Origin of the sequence: Photobacterium angustum (genome assembly GCF_003026365.1) — a bacterium.
GTDB classification, from domain to species: domain Bacteria; phylum Pseudomonadota; class Gammaproteobacteria; order Enterobacterales; family Vibrionaceae; genus Photobacterium; species Photobacterium angustum.
In genome coordinates this window covers 101,083-119,514 of the sequence record NZ_PYOM01000002.1, presented here as the reverse complement: position 1 = coordinate 119,514, position 18,432 = coordinate 101,083, and the positions used below count along the sequence as shown (strand labels likewise).

General features: G+C 39.5%; 17 protein-coding genes and 4 tRNA genes. 15 read left to right on the top strand and 6 right to left on the bottom strand.

Annotated features, from left to right (window positions below; genetic code table 11):
• Window positions 1–19: 19 nt before the first annotated feature.
• From CTN01_RS02665 to CTN01_RS02655, 3 genes are all read right to left on the bottom strand, one after another.
• A complete protein-coding gene (locus CTN01_RS02665; RefSeq protein WP_045127883.1) occupies window positions 20–769 on the bottom strand; it encodes a 3'-5' exonuclease in 750 nt (249 codons plus the stop codon).
• A 12-nt stretch (window positions 770–781) separates the two neighbouring features.
• Window positions 782–2,659: a DUF294 nucleotidyltransferase-like domain-containing protein gene (locus tag CTN01_RS02660; protein ID WP_045149480.1), complete on the bottom strand. Its 1,878-nt coding sequence runs from the start codon at window positions 2,657–2,659 to the stop codon at window positions 782–784.
• A 197-nt stretch (window positions 2,660–2,856) separates the two neighbouring features.
• Complete coding sequence (locus CTN01_RS02655; protein ID WP_045184845.1) at window positions 2,857–3,057, bottom strand: hypothetical protein; 201 nt, start codon at window positions 3,055–3,057, stop codon at window positions 2,857–2,859.
• 391 nt (window positions 3,058–3,448) lie between these two features.
• Between CTN01_RS02655 and CTN01_RS02650 the strand changes: the two genes are divergently transcribed.
• From CTN01_RS02650 to CTN01_RS02630, 5 genes are all read left to right on the top strand, one after another.
• On the top strand, window positions 3,449–4,363 hold the full coding sequence (locus tag CTN01_RS02650) for a PfkB family carbohydrate kinase (RefSeq protein WP_005368575.1): 915 nt from the start codon (window positions 3,449–3,451) through the stop codon (window positions 4,361–4,363).
• A 171-nt stretch (window positions 4,364–4,534) separates the two neighbouring features.
• A tRNA-Cys gene (locus tag CTN01_RS02645) sits at window positions 4,535–4,608 on the top strand.
• Window positions 4,609–4,628: 20 nt separating this feature from the next.
• Window positions 4,629–4,704 (top strand) — tRNA-Gly (locus CTN01_RS02640).
• Between the two features lie 66 nt (window positions 4,705–4,770).
• Window positions 4,771–4,857: transfer RNA gene (locus CTN01_RS02635), tRNA-Leu, on the top strand.
• 113 nt (window positions 4,858–4,970) lie between these two features.
• Window positions 4,971–5,057 (top strand) — tRNA-Leu (locus CTN01_RS02630).
• A 90-nt stretch (window positions 5,058–5,147) separates the two neighbouring features.
• Here CTN01_RS02630 and CTN01_RS02625 read toward each other — a convergent pair.
• Complete coding sequence (locus CTN01_RS02625) at window positions 5,148–5,330, bottom strand: DUF3012 domain-containing protein (protein ID WP_005368573.1); 183 nt, start codon at window positions 5,328–5,330, stop codon at window positions 5,148–5,150.
• 246 nt (window positions 5,331–5,576) lie between these two features.
• Here CTN01_RS02625 and CTN01_RS02620 point away from each other — a divergent pair, with 246 nt between their 5' ends.
• The 5 genes from CTN01_RS02620 to CTN01_RS02600 are packed head-to-tail and all read left to right on the top strand — an operon-like array spanning window position 5,577 to window position 8,853.
• On the top strand, window positions 5,577–6,332 hold the full coding sequence (locus tag CTN01_RS02620; RefSeq protein ID WP_045150192.1) for a 5-oxoprolinase subunit PxpA: 756 nt from the start codon (window positions 5,577–5,579) through the stop codon (window positions 6,330–6,332).
• A gap of 9 nt (window positions 6,333–6,341) precedes the next feature.
• Window positions 6,342–7,040: a 5-oxoprolinase subunit PxpB gene (gene pxpB / locus CTN01_RS02615; RefSeq protein ID WP_045150191.1), complete on the top strand. Its 699-nt coding sequence runs from the start codon at window positions 6,342–6,344 to the stop codon at window positions 7,038–7,040.
• Window positions 7,028–7,993: a 5-oxoprolinase subunit C family protein gene (locus CTN01_RS02610; RefSeq protein ID WP_045150190.1), complete on the top strand. Its 966-nt coding sequence runs from the start codon at window positions 7,028–7,030 to the stop codon at window positions 7,991–7,993. The genes pxpB and CTN01_RS02610 overlap by 13 nt, the downstream gene beginning before the upstream one ends.
• A gap of 4 nt (window positions 7,994–7,997) precedes the next feature.
• Window positions 7,998–8,564: a gamma-glutamylcyclotransferase family protein gene (locus CTN01_RS02605; RefSeq protein ID WP_045084387.1), complete on the top strand. Its 567-nt coding sequence runs from the start codon at window positions 7,998–8,000 to the stop codon at window positions 8,562–8,564.
• A gap of 37 nt (window positions 8,565–8,601) precedes the next feature.
• A complete protein-coding gene (locus CTN01_RS02600) occupies window positions 8,602–8,853 on the top strand; it encodes a hypothetical protein (protein ID WP_005368563.1) in 252 nt (83 codons plus the stop codon).
• Between the two features lie 50 nt (window positions 8,854–8,903).
• On the opposite strand, the gene CTN01_RS02595 is transcribed toward CTN01_RS02600, so the two are convergent.
• Window positions 8,904–9,698 (bottom strand): DUF3108 domain-containing protein, encoded by a 795-nt coding sequence (locus tag CTN01_RS02595; RefSeq protein WP_045150189.1) that lies wholly within the window; start codon window positions 9,696–9,698, stop codon window positions 8,904–8,906.
• A gap of 400 nt (window positions 9,699–10,098) precedes the next feature.
• On the opposite strand from CTN01_RS02595, the gene CTN01_RS02590 reads away from it, so the two are divergent.
• Both CTN01_RS02590 and CTN01_RS02585 read left to right on the top strand, forming a co-directional pair.
• Complete coding sequence (locus tag CTN01_RS02590) at window positions 10,099–10,320, top strand: hypothetical protein (protein ID WP_045128955.1); 222 nt, start codon at window positions 10,099–10,101, stop codon at window positions 10,318–10,320.
• 167 nt (window positions 10,321–10,487) lie between these two features.
• Window positions 10,488–10,964: a DUF2947 domain-containing protein gene (locus CTN01_RS02585; RefSeq protein ID WP_045150188.1), complete on the top strand. Its 477-nt coding sequence runs from the start codon at window positions 10,488–10,490 to the stop codon at window positions 10,962–10,964.
• A gap of 53 nt (window positions 10,965–11,017) precedes the next feature.
• Here CTN01_RS02585 and CTN01_RS02580 read toward each other — a convergent pair whose 3' ends face one another.
• Window positions 11,018–11,857 carry a pirin family protein gene (locus tag CTN01_RS02580; protein WP_107188255.1) on the bottom strand — a complete coding sequence of 280 codons (840 nt, stop codon included), beginning with the start codon at window positions 11,855–11,857 and terminating at the stop codon, window positions 11,018–11,020.
• 237 nt (window positions 11,858–12,094) lie between these two features.
• Here CTN01_RS02580 and CTN01_RS02575 point away from each other — a divergent pair, with 237 nt between their 5' ends.
• The 3 genes from CTN01_RS02575 to ydiJ all read left to right on the top strand — a co-directional run bounded on the left by CTN01_RS02575 (window position 12,095) and on the right by ydiJ (window position 18,423).
• Window positions 12,095–13,543, top strand: a complete 1,449-nt coding sequence (locus tag CTN01_RS02575; RefSeq protein ID WP_045150187.1) for an NAD-dependent succinate-semialdehyde dehydrogenase — start codon at window positions 12,095–12,097, stop codon at window positions 13,541–13,543.
• A 91-nt stretch (window positions 13,544–13,634) separates the two neighbouring features.
• On the top strand, window positions 13,635–15,146 hold the full coding sequence (locus CTN01_RS02570; protein ID WP_045150186.1) for a bifunctional NUDIX hydrolase/phosphatase PAP2 family protein: 1,512 nt from the start codon (window positions 13,635–13,637) through the stop codon (window positions 15,144–15,146).
• A 214-nt stretch (window positions 15,147–15,360) separates the two neighbouring features.
• Entirely contained in the window at window positions 15,361–18,423 is a 3,063-nt protein-coding gene (ydiJ, locus tag CTN01_RS02565; protein WP_045150185.1) for a D-2-hydroxyglutarate dehydrogenase YdiJ, read from the top strand.
• The last annotated feature ends 9 nt before the right edge of the window (window positions 18,424–18,432 follow it).

Below are 18,432 nucleotides of genomic sequence, written 5' to 3'. Positions count from 1 at the left end.
GTTAGTACTGCGGTTTTTTTTATTCCCAAATTTGATTAATTGGCGTATCGGGAGTGAAGTGATATGCGATTTGAGCTTGTAATAGCTCAGCTGTCGCTAATGCATCTGTTAACGCGTGGTGAGGTTGGTAAGCTGGTAATCCATATCGAATTCTACATTTTCCTAATCGAACCGATCCTGGCTTTTTCCCTTTCAATCTTGCTAAAAAACCACTGTATTGCTGGGTTTGGATATGTGATTCAAGTGCTAAAGTATCAACAACAGGAAATTGGATACCTTCGTTTAATCGCACTCTTAATGCCTTATCCATAAACTGCCGTTCGATGGCTTTGTAATGCACTACCACGACTTTACCAGCTAATGAATCTAATACCGCTTCTAAAATTCGACGTATATCTGGCGCAGTTTGTACATCTGAGTGTGTAATACCATGAATGATGACGGAGTCTTCATCTAGTTTTGCTTTTGGCTTTACAACCCAATGCTGTGATTGTTTGCAAAAAATACGATTAATGGTGAAGGGTACAAGTCCGACACTAATAATGTCATCTTTATTAGCATTAAGCCCTGTTGTTTCAAAATCTAAAGCAACAAATTCAATGTCTTTTAATGGGGTATCACCACTAAAAATACCATGTTGATAATATTGTTTAATTCTTTGGTCTTTAGCATCATGGGCAAGTTCCGCAAACTTTTTTTGCCAATCCACTATCGGAGTATTACGAATGAAGTGGGTTGATGATGTTTTTTTGAATACTTCTCTAAACATGCTTCGTTACCCTTATCGTGTTGCTTGATAGCGATATTTCACGAAGTTTTGGGCTTTACTTAAAATTTGGAAAGCATCTTTAAGATTACGGCGTTCAAAATCGGACATATTTTCAGGCTCAATACTATTATCAGGCTCTTGTCCCTCTTCAACATCCAACGCTTGGTGGCGAATACGGACTAATGAAATATATTCCATGGCATCGCGAAGATCTTGAGCCCGTCCCGGTGGTAAAATTCCACTTTCAATAATATCGTCCAAACGCTCTAGTGAGTTTTGTGAACGAGATCCTACCGCAAGGGCATGGACACGAATTAAATCTGCTAATGGCGCTGTACCACGACGCTTTAGATTAATCGAGTTATTGTGGCGTCCATCTTTTTCCATTACGAAATCTTTAAAGAAACCTAATGGTGGTGTGCGATTGATTGCGTTTCGTGCAAGGCAAGCTAAAAAGCGAGGGCTGTTACGGGCACGACGAACGATAAAACCATTAAGTTGTTTAGCCCAACGTAATCTGCCCCAAACACCGCCTAGGTCAAAAAAGATAGAGCTATTTAATAACGCTTGAGGTTTTGGATTATCGATCCAATCGGCAAAACATTGCTCCCATTCATGACGGGTTTTGCGCCATTCTGGGTTTGTCGCCATAATGCCACCAGTGCAATAAGTGTAGCCACATGCAGCAAGGCCATCACAAACAAAAGCCGCAAGCGCTTCAAAGTACGCATTATGTTTATCGTGATCGAAGGAATTGTCCAGAATAATAGCATTATCTTGGTCTGTGACGATGAGTTGTTCATCTCGTGCCATAGAACCTAAGGCTAAGAAACAGTATTGAATAGGTGGTGGACCGAGCTTTTCTTCTGCTAATTCTAATAAGCGCTGTTTAAAGCTACGCCCAATTTCTGCCATTGCGCTGCCAATCATATGCGAGTTAGCGTCTTCATTTACCATGCGTACAAAGCAGTCTTTAACTTGTGCTGATAATTGAATGAGCTCTTCTACAGATTGTTGCTGATAAATACTACTAACCAGCAGTAAGCTATTTTGCGATTCATAGCGAACAATATCAGAAACGCTGATAACACCTATAGGTTGTTTGTTTCTAAGCACAGGCAAATGATGAATGTTATAACGCAGCATAGTCAGCATCGCTTCAAACACATAGGCATTATGATCGAGGGTAATAGGCTCTGCTGTCATGACTGAAGAAACAGGATTTGAGGTGGATATTCCTTCTGCTAATACACGGGTACATAAATCACGATCGGTAATAATACCCGTGACATAATCGTTATCATCATCGTCATCGGTAGCATTACTGTCACTAAGTAATAATGCAGAAACGCCTTCTTCAGCCATTGTTTGTGCTGCTGTTTGAATGGTTTCATTTTGGTCAATGATGACGGCATCGCGAGTGATCAAGGTTCTTAGCTTTGATGTCGTCAGATCATTTTCATCATGTTGGCTTGATACGGCATGACGTAAACGTGCCCCGTCTTCAACTTCAACGAAATCAGCAAAGCTATCGTATTTATCACAAAGTTCAATAAACAAAGCATTGGGAATACAATAGAGTAGAGTATCTTCAAGTGCTTTTGCGGGCATCCGGACGCGGTTGTTCATTAACAAGCCCATTTGACCGAAAATGTCACCTTCATCAAGACGGTTGTAGAGTTCGCCTTTACGACGGTATATTTCAACAGCACCACTTCGAATTAAATACAGATCATGAATTCTATCGCCAGTATTCAATATCATGGTGTTCGCACGGTAATAAGCGACTTCGATTTCAAGAGCAAGTTGATGAAGTTGCTCTTCTGGCAAAGTATCAAAAGGCGGATACTGTGAGATAAAATTTAGAATTTCTATTTGTTCCGCTTCCATTACATCTTCCGTTATTTAAGGCAAATATTTAGTTGGCGTTGTGCTATTCAATGTTCTATTGCTCATTAAAGCTAAACGATGAGTAATAGATAGATGAAGTTTAACGTATAAATGAGGTTAAAGCATACGAAAGAGGAATTAAACGCTTGTCACGGGGATAAGCGTAAAAGATTGGTCAAATTATTCTGAAAGTTGAATTATATCAAGAGATAAGCGATAAAGCCACTACCGACAAGGCATGCTCCAGAGAAAAAACTCGCTTCAATTTTGCTTTCAACTACATTATCAACCTCATCATGTTTTATTGTTAGAAACGAAACTGCAAAACCTGCCGACATTGCAAAAAGAAGAACGCCAAGACTAAATAAAATTGCTTGAATAAAGTCTAACACTTCCATGTAAATTAAATCCCTCAGTTAAACAACGTAATAACAAATAAATATCATACTTTGTAGATTGGGTGTCGCAGTCAAAATATATAATGATGAGATCTTGCAAACAAAAAATAGCATAGATAATTACCCCGTATTTAAGGTATTTCATTTTAAATAATGAGACAGCAATATCTTCGCTGTAGTGATCTATTTTCATTGATGAGGGTTGATAAAACGTTATTAATAACAGTAATAATGGAGATTGTGTTTATTCCATATAATGAGCTAAAAATACTTTAAATCTAGATGATTGTATTATCAATATTCGTAGTATTTGTATTAGGCTTTAATAAACAACATAACGATGAGTATGAATGGAAGCATAATCTTAGATATCTGACGGTGGGGTATCCGTGTGAGAATTGTTTTCTTTGGTGAAGCGCTTGTTGAAATAAATAACACGACTAAATATGCGACGTATGGTGGAGATGTTCCTAATACAGCCTTGTATTTGTCTCGGCTTGGACAGTCTCGATCTATTTGTGTCAGTTACGCGACAGCGGTAGGGACTGATAAATTATCGCTATCATTATTATCGTGCTGGCAGCAAGAAGGTATAGATACGAGTTTAGTTCGGTATCTTTCGACTAAATTTCCTGATCTTTGTTATATAGAGACCGATAGAGAAGGGCATTGTTATCGCCACTTTTGGAATAAAGATAATGCTGCTCGTTATTACTTTTCAAGGGAGTCATCGCCACTTGAAATAGCATTAAGCAACTATAACTATCATGCTATTTATATCAGTGCAGTGAGCTTTGCATTATTAACCGATGAAGCAAAAGCAACGTTATTGGTATTGTTAGAAAAATATAAAATAGATGGCGGCAAAGTTTATTTTGATAATCGATATCGGCCTCATATGTGGACACCACAACAAGCAAGATACTGGATATGTCAGTTATTACCTTACATCGACATTGCTTTCATTGAGATAAAAGACGAACAACGAATCTGGGGCACTAGCCTTGGTATTATTGAACGCTATAGTCACTCAAACTGTTGTGAATTAGTTATCAAACAATATAGCGACCATCCGATAAGTGATCTTAAAGCCCTCGATACTCAGATGAAGATCTCTATTATCCAACCAATAGGTCAGACTACTGATTATATTGCTGATAATGCGTTTATTGCAGGATATCTTGCTGGAAGGATCAGCGGTAAAAGCATTCGTCATGCACTTAATCTTGGAAAAGAGCTAACGTTAAAAGTACAAAACCATTCTAAAGCTGTGATCCCTGCAGCAGCAATGCGAGATATGATGTAGCGCAATGATGTTTTTACATCTCATGGTGACTAAATCACAGGCTGAATCATATAATTTGGTTGTAAAATAATCGCTTAGCATTGTTTTTTAAAAAATAGTATTGACTCAAAAGCTACATTACGTAGAATGCACCCCATACCGAAGAGCAACTCAATTCTCGGTGTGAAAAATGGCGCGTTGGCAGAGTGGCTATGCAGCGGATTGCAAATCCGTGGACCTCGGTTCGACTCCGGGACGCGCCTCCATTCTCTTTTGAGAATATTATGCGACACTAGCTCAGCTGGTAGAGCGCAACCTTGCCAAGGTTGAGGTCACGAGTTCGAACCTCGTGTGTCGCTCCAAATTAAAAGATATGGCGAATAAGCGGTATCTATAGATGGTGTCTTACCCATCGCAAGTAATTGCGTGCCCTGGTGGTGGAATTGGTAGACACAAGGGATTTAAAATCCCTCGGCGTTCGCGCTGTGCCGGTTCAAGTCCGGCCCGGGGCACCATCTTTATTTTACCTAATAGGTAAAAATAAAAATAAAAATAAAAATAAAATTAAAAGATATGGCGTATAAGCGATATCTAAAGATGGTGTCTTACCCATCGCAAGTAATTGCGTGCCCTGGTGGTGGAATTGGTAGACACAAGGGATTTAAAATCCCTCGGCGTTCGCGCTGTGCCGGTTCAAGTCCGGCCCGGGGCACCATCTATAAAGAAAGCTCATCATTAGATGAGCTTTTTTTTCGTCTGTAATGTGAATACATCAAATAAAAAAGAGCCAAAAGGCTCTTTTTTGTTATTTATCGCTATCAGTGCCGAAGCGAATGATGCAACTTTTAGCAAATTCGGTTGCTTCGTTAGCTGTCCAATCACCTTTTGGTTTTTCTTTTAATTGGTTACACCAATCTTCACTGCCCACTTCCGGTGTACATGCAGAAAGTAATGTTACAGCGCCTAATAAAATAAATAACTTCTTCATAAACATCCTTTATTACTGATTAATTATCAGCTTTAGCTTTAAATTTTTGCGATTACTCACAATGCTGCAAGAATGGCTGAAAGGTCACGTATTAGCAAATTTTAAAAAGTGTTTTATGTGATAATTATGTAATATTTCAATAACAAAGGAAAAGACAGGTTTGCTAAATACAAATACTCTGATGCATCGGAGGGCTAAGATAATTATTAATAGCCAGTGATCTGGCATGATTGCAAGGAGAGCATGATGAAGTTAAATTGTGATATGGGCGAAAGTTTTGGTGCTTGGAATATGGGGGATGATGCATCAGTGATGCCATGGATAAATATGGCGAATATTGCGTGCGGTTTTCATGCATCCGATCCGACGGTGATGGCAAGAACGATTGCTTTAGCTAAACATCATGATGTCATCATAGGTGCTCACCCTGGGTATAACGATAAAGAAGGGTTTGGAAGACGACCTATTCCTCATACATTGGATGAAATCAGTCATAGTGTGGCTTACCAAGTCGGGGCACTAGATGGCTTATGTCGTCTGAATGCTGTGACTATTACGTATGTGAAACCTCATGGCGCGTTATATAACCAAATGATGCAAGATCCTGAAATTTTCGAAGTCATTGTTTCTACTATCGCAAAACTTAATACTTCCCGTGCACTTCCTCTTTCTCTTATGATCCTGTCACGAGCAAATAATGAGGCATATATTCAAATAGCCGAACAAAAGGGGGTTTCTTTACTTTTTGAAGCGTTTGCAGATAGGGCTTACACAACAGAAGGGTTATTGGTTCCACGACATGAAACTGGTGCAGTTCATCACCATCCTGATTTGATAAAAGCGCAAGCATTACAACTCGCTCAAGGTAAAGTGAAAACCCTGAGTGGGAAATTATTAACATTACAGGTTGATACCATTTGTGTGCATGGTGATAACCCTGAATCAATTTCGACAATTAAAGAGATCGCCCTGTTATTAAAGTCAGCAAATGATAATAAATAGGACGTTATTATGCTTATTAGTCGGTTAACTGAATCAGCCATGATGGTGGAATTTGGGCAGCAAATTACCGCTGAAACAACATCCATGATTGCTGACTACGTGACGTTTATTAAAACACAATATAGTCGTGAATTAATCGATGTTACTCCCTCGTATACTAAAGTGATGCTACATTTTCGGCTGGACTGTAATTGTTATTCTTTATTGGTTGCGGCAAGCGAACAATGGTTTGCTGATCATCAGCAAAGTCATAAAGGCTCTTGCCATTCAACATCAAAACTGCATCAATTACCTGTTTATTATCATTCAGATGTTGCACCAGATTTAGCTACTGTCGCCGCTAATAGCCAGTTAACAGAGCAACAAGTTATTACTCGACATAGTGATAAAATCTATCAAGTAGGTGCGATTGGTTTTACTGCTGGATTTGCTTTTTTATCTTCAGTGGATGATGAAATCGCAATGCCTAGACTGTTGTCACCTCGGCTTCAAATACCAGCAGGAAGCGTTGGTATTGCCGATAACCAAACCGCAATATATCCCGATCAAAGCCCTGGAGGTTGGCATATTATTGGTAATTGTCCGCAATCCTTATTTTTAGCTGATCAGTACCCGTTATCTATTTTTGCAATTGGCGATCGGGTGCAATTTTTTGCGATCACCAAACAAGAATTTTTAGATCTAGGAGGGCTGTTATGGAAGCGTTAGAGATCATTGAATCAGGGATGCTAATGCAGTTGCAAGATCTTGGTCGTTATGGTGTTGCAGAGCATGGCTTAAGCCAAGGTGGCGCAATGGATCTTCATGCTTTCTGCTGGGGGAATTTATTGTTAAATAATGATCCTAATGCGGCTCAAATAGAGATCACATTAGGACAAGTCAGTTTTGACGTTCTCACCGATTGTACTATTGCTCTCACTGGGGCTGATATGCAAGCCAAGGTTGATGGAAGAAAGATCATACCTTGGCAAACGGTACGCTTATTGCGTGGGCAAGTATTGCAGTTGGGCTATGCACGTCAAGGGTTAAGAGCATATTTGGCAATTGAAGGTGGTTTTTGTGTTAAAGAAAGTCTAGGTAGTGTATCGACAGTTACTAGGAATCACCTGGGTGGTTTGGATGGTACGGGTCAGTCACTTAAAGAAGGGCAACGACTTTCTAAATATGGCGGAAATAACGTTTATCATTTTCAAGCAGTACCTGCACGCTATATACCTCATTATGCGGATAAGTTAACGGTATCTATTATTGAATCGTATCAAGCAGAGTGGTTTTCTCCACAGCAAAAGCAGAAGTTTTATCAGTCAGAATATCAAGTGAGTCAACATAGTGATCGCATGGGGTATCGGCTTGTAGGGGAAAAGATCCTCCCAAATAAGACGACATTGATCTCTCAACCTATAGCAAAGGGAGCGGTTCAATTTCCAGCGGCAGGAGAGCCCATTATTTTACTCAATGATCGACAAACGTTGGGGGGATATCCTATTTTAGGTTGCATCACTCAGCGCGATCTTAGTTTGGTTAGTCAATTAAAACCGGGAGATTCAATCCGATTTTCACCATTAAGCCTAGAGCTATTTGAACTTGAGTTACAGAAATGGTTTACTTTCTGTCGATTCTTTAATGTTTTCAATTGTGGTAATGAAAAGAAAGAAAGGTGATTGGATGTATATTTTTGGCTATGGAAGCCTGATCAATAAATACTCGCGAAACCGTACAGGTAATACTGGTAAATCTTATCCTGCATTAGTACATGGTTTACAGCGTTCATGGGGTAATGTTGATGGTAGTTATCCCATCGCACCTTTAGTCGTAAAGCCCGGACAGGGTGTATGTAATGGCGTGTTAATTGAAGTTGATGAAAAAGGTTTGAGAGACTTTGATCAAAGAGAGCATGGCTATCAACGTATTCAAATTACCGCACAACAAATTGAATTGTTAGAAAATACGCAACTCACATTATCAGAACCAGTTTGGGTATATATCAATAATAGCGCCTTACCGCCTTGTCAGCAGTTTCCTATTACACAAACCTATGTTGATACGGTTTTAGCGGGATGTTTATCTATTTCACATCAATTTGCAGAGATGTTTGTCGAAACAACGACAGGCTGGCAATACCCTTATCAAAATGATCGTCATTCGCCTAAATATGGTAACTTGGCTGGCGTTTATGATACTGATAGAAAGCAGATTGATATACTTATTGAAAATACAATTTCAGGTAATTAACGATCTGCTCATCATCATAATTTAAGCGAGATCTAGGGTGGCAAAACCGAATAAAAAAGGGCCGACAAAAACAGTCGATATCTTTTGTGTTAAATGTAAAACGCTCTTATTTAAATATCGAAAAGGTGGAAAAGGGGCGTTAGTAAAATGTTTTAAAGAAAGAATTGTAAAAGACTTTACGATTGAGCCTGCAACATGTCCTGAATGTGGTGTGGTATTTGGACGGGATACATTAGTAAGAGGTACACCTGCATTTAAAATCATTGGTGGCAAAGTGACGATGAAATGAATAAAAAGCCGAGTTAGCTAAGTAACTCGGCTTTTTGATACTAGTGATTATTACTTTTTGAATAACTGCTTTGGTGGGCAATCCATCTTTTTACTCATAAGTATCGCTTCTAAATCGACAATTTTACGGTGATAAGTTGCCTTTACGAGTTGGTAATCAAGTGACGGCGCAAACCATAATGAAAGTTGGCGATCGCTTTTTCTCGTTTGATTAACCCTAATAGTATTTAGAGTACCAAAATTAGTATTGATTGTTTCATTACCTACTACTGCAAAGTAGTAGTGGCTAGTTTCGTCACTATTTTGCATGATAAAATCAAAGTTCTTTTTACCTTCAATTAAATCAAGACGCATTTGACTACCAATAGTGTCACCATCAAGAATAGGCGCTAAAGCGTTAGTATATTTCTGCGTTTTTCCATCTTCAGTCACTGTTGAATTATGACCATCGTCACTAAAAGTTACACTGACATTACCTGCCATTAGTCCAGAAATAGTTCGTTGAAATTTATCCGTGACAAAGCGTTGAGCAGCATCTGACCAATGTAATTGAGTATGAGAGTCCATTTTTGATTTAGTAATTAAAACATCAACTTCACTATTGGTATAAATATCAGCGCTATCACCTTTCCAAACAATGTGACGTTGATAATGGCCAATTTTCTGACCTTTAAAAAAGATATTGTAATTTAATGTCTTTTTACATTGATGGAATTGGTTCGGAAAAGAATAGGTGGTATGACTCTCTTTTTGTAGTGCCGTTGAAGTATTACTTGTCGGTGCTGCAATGGCAGTTACACTCAGTAAAGATAAAACCGACGAAGTAAATAAAGACAATAAACGCACAGGTACTCCTAAACATTTAGATATAACGAACAATAACGTATTATAGTTTAACAGGTTTGGTAACAAGATGATCAAGTCGCATGTGTTTTATGCACCAAGCCACTCCGACTATATAGCCCATTCTGTAAATGTCCTTTTAAACGTAATTATTAATAATAGGACTAAAATGAAATAAAAAATTAATCTATTATTATTCCCTTTTAAATCATGCGGTTATGATTTTGGTTGTAAGCAGTAGTAAAGCTCATCTTTTAATTAAAAAATAACGTGTTGTTATTTAAGAAATTTTAATTCTAGGTATATACCTGACTATTATGACATTAGCAATACAGTTATTTGACGTTTAGAGCTGGCACGCCTATTTTTTATACGTTTATGTCTAAAGAAAGAGGAGTGTGTGATGAAAAAAATGAACTCGTCATATCGATTGCAAATTATCAAAGAAGTTGCAACTCGGCATCAAATGAAATCGACAGGTGATCCTATGGCGATGCATATATCACAGCTACTAGAAAGTCATAATAATGAAAATCCCATAAAGCCAATAACAACATTTGATGATAGTCACTACGATGACAATGCTGGCGGTTGGGTGAGTAATCTATGGGGTGATGAAAAGTAAAATAGGTTAATTATAATCACGGGAAGTGATGGATGAGGTACGATTATAATCGTACCTTTTTTGATGCATTGAGAGCAGCGATGAAGAATGCTTTTTATTAGTCTGTAACTGGAACAAATTTTGTGTCTGATGTACATTGCGGTGTCATTATATATTTAGGCTAATTGATGAATTACACCGAACTTGATAATTACACGCGTAAGTGGATTTTTACCCATGCTTCGATGCCTGTTCCTCCGACAGATCTTGAGCAAATAAAACCGTTAACGCAAGCGCGTTCTTCGCAATTGTGGCAGGAACATATTAGTAAACAGAGTCCAGATTCTGATCACTTTGAGCACGGTGATTGGGCTGCAGATACAAAAATCTGGTCAGAGCCTGAAGACTGGCAAGATGCTTGGGATAACGATGATGATGCATCATTGCCAGATGCCATTTTGGCGGCTTTGCAATGGGAAGATAATACAACTATTTATTTTTGCTACGAGAAATACAATATTGTAGAAACTAAATGGGGTGTATTTAAACGTAACTGGAAAAACTTTTTGTTTTTTGATGATGGCCCAATTCTATTGGGGCGTAAACAAAAACAAGCGCTATGGTTTCAATCAAATGGTACTTATCAGTTAGCATCACGCCCATAAACTTCTTACGCCCTGTAATTTTTATTCCTTTGAAAATTACAGGGCGTTGTTATTTATGTTTTATCTTCAATGGGTTGTAATTGTTTTATAATTTGTTGAATATTTTTTAGTGCAATGTCTAAATTATTACTTGAAGAATGAACCGAACCTTCTTTTGTTATTAAGGGTTGGTTTAATGGCTCACCTAACGCAACAAAAAAACGTGCGCTGTGGTTTGTAGTGGTTACAGTAATGGGTAATTGTGAGTGAGCAAAAATTCCCATTTGATTCGGATATAGTTGATTGTTAGCAATATAGGCGTGCCCTGAGCGTAAATAAATAAATCCTGCAACATGAGTCTCTGGCGGCGTAAATGTCCAACTACCGTATGACGTGACAATAATATCAAGATAAATAATATTGCAATTGTGTTTTATCGGGCTTTCAACACCATTGTAGTGACCAATCAGTACTTTTGTTGTCGCGTGTGTGTCTTCAATGAGTGGAAGGTTTTCACTAGCAATATGCGTGCTTGATGGCGTAGCCATTTCACCTTCTTTCTCTGAAGGCGAAGCTGTCCACATTTGAAATGCTTCTGCGATCCCATTGTGCGGTTTCATTAGTGATTTATGTGCCATACCATAACCACAAGTGGTGAGGTGAATATCACCCGTTTGAATGTGATTTTTACCGTTAATGCTGTCATCGTTTTGAATTGATCCGACAACGGGATAGCTGACAGCATCGATACCGGAATGGCCATGAAAGCCTAGTTCATTATGAGATCGGCTAGTGGATAAATAGTGATCCCAAAGGATAAAGGGGTTGGTATCGGGCAGATGAGGTGTATCGATATAGGTGATGATGGCACCGTGTTTTATACCGTGCCGAATTACTGCAATCTTTCTAGTCATTGCTATTGTTACCTGTTTTCGTAAGGCTAGAAAACAAGCCTATGTATCTGCCATTACAAATTAATATTTAACTCTCCTTTAGCCTAGTTGTTTACTCGATGGTCTGCCGCATTATTAGCAATAAATATTTGGTTACTGATAAAATAATAGCTGAATATTAAACGCCTAATACTTATTTGTATTACAATATCAAGATTAAATAGATACTCAATATTTACGAAATAATAGGAAACACGAATGACTTTTTCTTTTGGTGGCTTGTTTAAACAGCAAGCATTTATTAATGGCCAATGGAGTGACGCCTTTTCTGGAAAAACGGTAAATATTACTAACCCGGCGACAAATGAAGTCATTGGTCATGTTCCACTTATGGGTGTAGAAGAAACAAATATTGCGATTGATGCGGCAGATAAAGCGTATCGATTGTGGTCAAAAAAAACAGCGAAACACCGCTCGATGATCTTACGTCAGTGGTATGAGTTAATTGTTTCACATAGTGATGAATTAGCTCATATTCTTACTGCCGAGCAAGGTAAGCCATTGGCTGAAGCGAAAGGAGAAATTTCCTATGCGGCGAGTTTTGTTGAATGGTACGCAGAAGAAGCTAAGCGTCTAAACGGCGAAATCATTCCAAGCCATAAAGAAGACGCCCGTATTTTAGTCTCTCGCCAGCCTGTTGGTGTGGTTGCTGCCATAACACCATGGAACTTTCCTGCAGCAATGATTACACGTAAATGTGGTCCAGCTTTTGCTGCGGGTTGCTCCGTTGTATTAAAACCAGCTCCTGATACTCCTTATACTGTATTTGCTCTAGCAGAACTCGCGCATCGGGCGGGTATTCCTGCTGGCTTATTTAATGTTATTACGGGAGATGCTGTCAAAATTGGCGCAGAGCTTATGAGTAATAAGCGAGTTCGCAAAATTTCATTCACAGGCTCTACTGCAATCGGTAAGCTTTTGATGGCACAGTCAGCAGCGACGGTTAAGAAAGTATCTTTGGAATTAGGTGGTAACGCGCCATTTATTGTGTTTGATGATGCTGATTTATCTCGCGCGATTGATGGGGTAATGGTTTCTAAGTTTCGTAATGCTGGTCAGACATGCGTGTGTACTAACCGTATTTATGTTCATAGTGATGTGTACCAGCAATTTGTAGAAAAGCTAGCTGAAAAAGTATCAGCACTAACGGTTGGCAACGGTGTTGATAATGGCGTAACTATTGGCCCGTTGATTAACCGAGCTGCGGTTGAGAAAGTCGAAAAACATATTAACGACGCTATGATGAAAGGAGCTAACCTTGTTACAGGTACACGAGAGGCTTCAACAAACTGCTTTGTTCAGCCTACGGTGCTCAGTAATGTAACTGATAATATGTTAGTGGCGAGTGAAGAAACCTTTGGACCGTTAGCTGCAGTGTTTAAATTTACGGATGAGCAAGATGTTATTACACGTGCTAATAATACTGACTCAGGACTTGCTGCTTACGTTTATACTCAATCATTATCACGCGCTTTTCGTGTTAGTGAAGCACTGGAATATGGCATGGTTGGAGTTAATGAAGGGTTAATTTCTACTGAGCTCGCGCCATTTGGTGGCGTAAAAGAATCAGGTATTGGTCGAGAAGGAGCGCATCAAGGTATAGAAGAATATACTGAGATGAAATACACCTTAATGGGTGGCTTATAGCGTTTTGTGATTCTTTCTGCGTTATGTCTAGCGAGCTGAGTTACACTGTGTTTCTCAGCTTTCTTTTTATTCTTCTTGGATGCTATTTTCCATGGTAAGTATATGTACGCCTTCATTTTTCGGTATAAAGTCTTATAGGGCTATCTTCACGCTATTTTTTATTATCTTTTTTACTTTACCTGCTCAGGCAATTCCGTTGGTTGGCTCAGCATGTTTGATCCGTCACGGTGATAAAGTCGTCGTTATAAAAGAAGAAATATCAAATAAATTAGCCTTACCTGGCGGGCGAATTGCTCCTGAAGATTCTCCTGAGCAAGCGGCTGTACGTGAAGTCTATGAAGAAACTGGTATTCATGTTGATGCGGTGAAATTGCTAAAATTGCGAGGTAATACGACGTTGTTTGCGTGCGTAGCGAAACAACCCATTCCAACAACAGTGATCTTGTCTTATACCCAACCGTTAACAGAGACAGAAAATGATGATTTGCTAATTAGTACTTGGCAAGCGAAGCATTTTACGAAAGAGGTGAAGCGTGCATATTTACTGTCAGCTGAAAACATAACGTCAAAAGATTATCGCTATCCTAATGATGTTCCACTGATCCAACACTTATTATCACAAGTGCCCAATAGTGAAATTACTACTAATACTGCAGATTATCATGCGGTGAGTAGGTCACATCAATGGGAGTTGATACAGATTAAATCGTTTCAACAAGAAATCAAATTGCTACCCAACAGTTACCAATCACTTTTTCAACGAGTGATATCTGTGTTTAACTTACCCGGTGAAAAGTTGTTTATTGGTTTGTTATTGCTCATTGTTACCGTCGGCTTTGGTGTCACAGCAATGTTGTATTTATCAAGTGTGCTCGTGTCTGTCACTTTTATTGCTTCGGTAATGAAATTAGCATTAGCATCACCCCGCCCATTTTATATTTGGCCCGAGTTACAACAAACAGCAGCCAGTGGTTTTGGTTTGCCGAGCGGCCATACACTAATGGCAACGGTACTATGGGGACTACTTTGGTACAATTTACCGTTGCTGATTCATCGCTATCGACCTCACTTTACTTCAAACCTAATAGCGTTTCGCTTAAAGACACTGCCGCTGTTGATTATAGCGATTAGTTTACAAGCTATCGCAAGGGTTTGGCTCGGTGTGCATTTTATCTCAGATACGTTACTTGGCTTGGGGGTTGGGATAGTGCTTTTAGTCTTGCTTATTTGGTGGCAACGTTCAGGCTTAGCCTATCAGCTCGTTCGTAATTGGCGGTTTTGGGCACTGCTTAGCGTGATAATCGCTCTTGGTGTGAGTTATTTTCAAGTTCCTCAGCAAGTGTATTTATTGGCCTGTACGCTTGCAATGAGTACCGCGGTCTTTATTGATAGAGGCCGATCACGACAAACAATTACTTACCCTCAAAAAATAAAATTAGCAGTAGTGCTACTAGGCTCTGTATTGGCGATTGGATTTTTGAGCTCATTATGTGTAGAGCTCGTGATAAGTACAGTCGCTATATTATTGATAAAAACATTAACTATTATCGTCATGGTTATGTCGTGCGTACTGATGACAGTGCATAGCTACCGTTTGAAATAAGTACTTTCAAGGTGGAAGTGGCAGTGACAAGCAATGATTGTTTGTTTTGTTCTATCGCGTTGTAAGGTAAAGTAAAGTGATAATAATATCTAAAATTGATTTGCCGATGATCGAATTTATAACGATCAGGCTATAAATATTAAATGAGAGAAGGCCAGTAGTCGTAGGACACGACTCCGCTATAAGTGATAGCGTACACTGGAGAAGGAGCACAATGTTACCAGCATTAACCCATCAGCACAGTATCGAGCAACTGGTGCTGTCATTCCTTGACGATTTATCCGCGGCAGGTTTTCGAGGCGAGATAGAGAAAACCTATGCGAGTCGACTCGCTGTTGCGACAGATAATAGCGTCTATCAAGTTATTCCTCAGGCCGTTATCTTACCTAAAGATATCGATGATCTGGTGTTAATTGGTCAAATTGGTCAACAGAAAAACTATCAAAAAATCACCTTTTCTCCTCGTGGGGGCGGTACGGGAACCAATGGCCAATCATTGACTCCTGGTGTAGTTGTCGATATTTCACGCCATATGAATAAGGTACTGGAAGTTAATCCTGAACAAGGTTGGGTTCGAGTACAAACAGGTGTCGTAAAAGATCAACTTAACGATGCGTTACGTCCTCATGGCTATTTTTTCTCTCCTGATTTATCAACTAGTAACCGCGCTACCGTGGGCGGCATGATCAACACTGATGCTTCGGGTCAAGGGTCGTTAAAATACGGAAAAACGTCTGATCATGTATTGTCCTTAACGGCAGTTCTTGTTGATGGCTCAGTATTAAAAACTGAAGCATTAGATGAGACGCAAATAGAGTCGATATCAGGTGATGACCTTGCTGCAAAAGTGGTTAAAACCTCTGCACAAATATGTCGTGAAAAACGCCAACAAATTATCGATAAGTTTCCCCCTCTTAACCGCTTTTTAACGGGTTATGATTTAAAAAATGTTTATGACGATGAACTAACACAATTTGATATTGGTCGTTTGTTGTGTGGTGCAGAAGGTTCGCTTGCGTTTATTGCAGAAGCGAAACTGAATATTACGCCGATCCCGAAATCACGAACGCTTGTAAATATTAAATACGATAGCTTTGATTCAGCGCTACGTAATGCGCCAATGATGGTTGAAGCCAAAGCGCTATCGGTAGAAACCATCGATTCCAAAGTATTGAATCTCGCAAAACAAGATATTGTTTGGAACACTGTTAGTGACTTATTAACCGATGTGCCTGGCAAAGAAATGCTTGGGATTAATATGGTTGAGTATGCAAGCAACGATATTGCCGAGAACCAACAACAAGTAAAAGCACTGTGTGAGCGACTCGATGCCATGATAACGGAAAATGAAGCAGGCATTATTGGCTATCAAGTTTGTGAAGAGTTGGCGAGCATCCAAAAAATTTACACTATGCGTAAAAAAGCCGTGGGTTTATTGGGTGCAGCAAAAGGTAGTCAAAAACCTATCGCATTTGCTGAAGATACCTGTGTACCTCCTGAAAACTTAGCTGATTTTATTGCTGAATTCCGTCAGTTACTTGATGAAAAGCAATTAAATTATGGCATGTTTGGTCACGTTGATGCGGGTGTTTTACACGTTCGCCCGGCACTTGATATGTGCGATCCAGAGCAAGAGCGCTTGATGAAAGAAGTCTCTGATCAAGTTGTTGAGCTGGTGGCAAAATATGGCGGATTGATGTGGGGCGAGCACGGTAAAGGCTTCCGCTCTGAATATGGCCCGGCTTTCTTTGGTGATGAGTTATTCACAGAATTACGTCGAATAAAATCTGCGTTTGATCCACACAACCGTTTAAACCCGGGTAAAATTTGTACGCCATTAGAGAGCGATGATCAATTAGTGAAGGTTGATGATCGTAAACGTGGTTTTTATGATCGTCAGATCCCCGTAACAACGCGAGATAGTTTTAAACAAGCGATGGAATGTAATGGTAATGGCTTGTGTTTTAACTACGACACAAGCTCACCTATGTGTCCATCGATGAAGATCACCGCAGATCGTCGCCATTCTCCGAAAGGGCGAGCAGGACTGGTTCGCGAATGGCTACGTCAATTAGCAGAGCAGGGCGTTAATGCGGATGAGTTAGAACATAAGTTATTGACCACGACACCGACGATTAAACAGATCATTGATCGTCTAAAAAATACTTATGGGGAACGTCGTAAGCAGTATGATTACTCCCATGAAGTGATGGAAGCGATGAATGGCTGTTTGGCATGTAAAGCCTGCGCAAGCCAATGTCCAATCAAAGTGGATGTTCCAAGCTTCCGCTCTCGCTTTATGAATATTTATTACAGCCGCTATCAACGCCCAGCGAAAGATTATTTAGTCGCGTATGTTGAAAACTATTTACCGTTAATGGCTAAAGCACCTGGGGTGATGAATGCCTTAACACGTCCAGAGTGGTCGAAAAAGCTAACTGAAAAAGCGATTGGGTATGTTGATATGCCGTTATTGTCATTGCCGACATTAACCGAGCAACTTGATGGACACCATGCGCTGCGTTTTGATCTGCAATGGTTACAAGCGCTATCAGAGCAAGAGCGTCAGAATTATGTACTGATTGTTCAAGATCCGTTTACCAGCTTCTATGATGCCGAAGTGGTAAAAGATTTCATTATTTTGACTGAAAAACTGGGTAAAAAGCCAATTTTGGTGCCATTTAAACCAAATGGTAAAGCGCAGCATGTAAAAGGTTTCTTGCGTCAGTTTGCGAAAACCGCTCGTAACACCGCTGATTTCTTGAATCAATTAGCCGTGCTCAATATTCCAATGGTGGGCGTCGATCCTGCGCTTGTACTTTGTTACCGCGATGAATACGCTGAAGTATTAAAAGAAACCCGTGGTAACTTTGAAGTGTTAACCGCACATGAGTGGTTATTACCATTACTGCCAGAGTTAAAGCAATATCAAGCGACAGATGAACAACCTTGGTATTTATTTGCTCATTGTACTGAAAAAACCAAGCTACCAAATGCAGAAAAGCAGTGGGGAGAGATCTTCAATCACTTTGGTATAGCGCTTCAATCTGTTGCGGTTGGTTGCTGTGGTATGGCTGGAACATTCGGTCATGAAAAAGATAAGTTAGAGACCTCTAAAGGGGTGTATAACCTAAGCTGGAAACCGAATATCGATAAATTAGACCCTGCACGTTGTCTGGCTACTGGATACTCTTGTCGAAGCCAAGTGAAGCGCTTTGAGCAACTTAAATTTAAGCATCCGGTACAGGCTTTATTACAAGCAGTACAAAATGCTTAGTTAACTTAA

Bases quoted from the DNA above. Each gene is read 5' to 3' on its own strand.
- CTN01_RS02665 (WP_045127883.1), bottom strand. From the start codon at position 769: ATGTTTAGAGAAGTATTCAAAAAAACATCATCAACCCACTTCATTCGT.
- CTN01_RS02660 (WP_045149480.1), bottom strand. From the start codon at position 2,659: ATGGAAGCGGAACAAATAGAAATTCTAAATTTTATCTCACAGTATCCG.
- CTN01_RS02655 (WP_045184845.1), bottom strand. From the start codon at position 3,057: ATGGAAGTGTTAGACTTTATTCAAGCAATTTTATTTAGTCTTGGCGTT.
- CTN01_RS02625 (WP_005368573.1), bottom strand. From the start codon at position 5,330: ATGAAGAAGTTATTTATTTTATTAGGCGCTGTAACATTACTTTCTGCA.
- CTN01_RS02620 (WP_045150192.1), top strand. From the start codon at position 5,577: ATGAAGTTAAATTGTGATATGGGCGAAAGTTTTGGTGCTTGGAATATG.
- pxpB (WP_045150191.1), top strand. From the start codon at position 6,342: ATGCTTATTAGTCGGTTAACTGAATCAGCCATGATGGTGGAATTTGGG.
- CTN01_RS02610 (WP_045150190.1), top strand. From the start codon at position 7,028: ATGGAAGCGTTAGAGATCATTGAATCAGGGATGCTAATGCAGTTGCAA.
- CTN01_RS02605 (WP_045084387.1), top strand. From the start codon at position 7,998: ATGTATATTTTTGGCTATGGAAGCCTGATCAATAAATACTCGCGAAAC.
- CTN01_RS02590 (WP_045128955.1), top strand. From the start codon at position 10,099: ATGAAAAAAATGAACTCGTCATATCGATTGCAAATTATCAAAGAAGTT.
- CTN01_RS02585 (WP_045150188.1), top strand. From the start codon at position 10,488: ATGAATTACACCGAACTTGATAATTACACGCGTAAGTGGATTTTTACC.
- CTN01_RS02580 (WP_107188255.1), bottom strand. From the start codon at position 11,857: ATGACTAGAAAGATTGCAGTAATTCGGCACGGTATAAAACACGGTGCC.
- CTN01_RS02575 (WP_045150187.1), top strand. From the start codon at position 12,095: ATGACTTTTTCTTTTGGTGGCTTGTTTAAACAGCAAGCATTTATTAAT.
- CTN01_RS02570 (WP_045150186.1), top strand. From the start codon at position 13,635: ATGGTAAGTATATGTACGCCTTCATTTTTCGGTATAAAGTCTTATAGG.
- ydiJ (WP_045150185.1), top strand. From the start codon at position 15,361: ATGTTACCAGCATTAACCCATCAGCACAGTATCGAGCAACTGGTGCTG.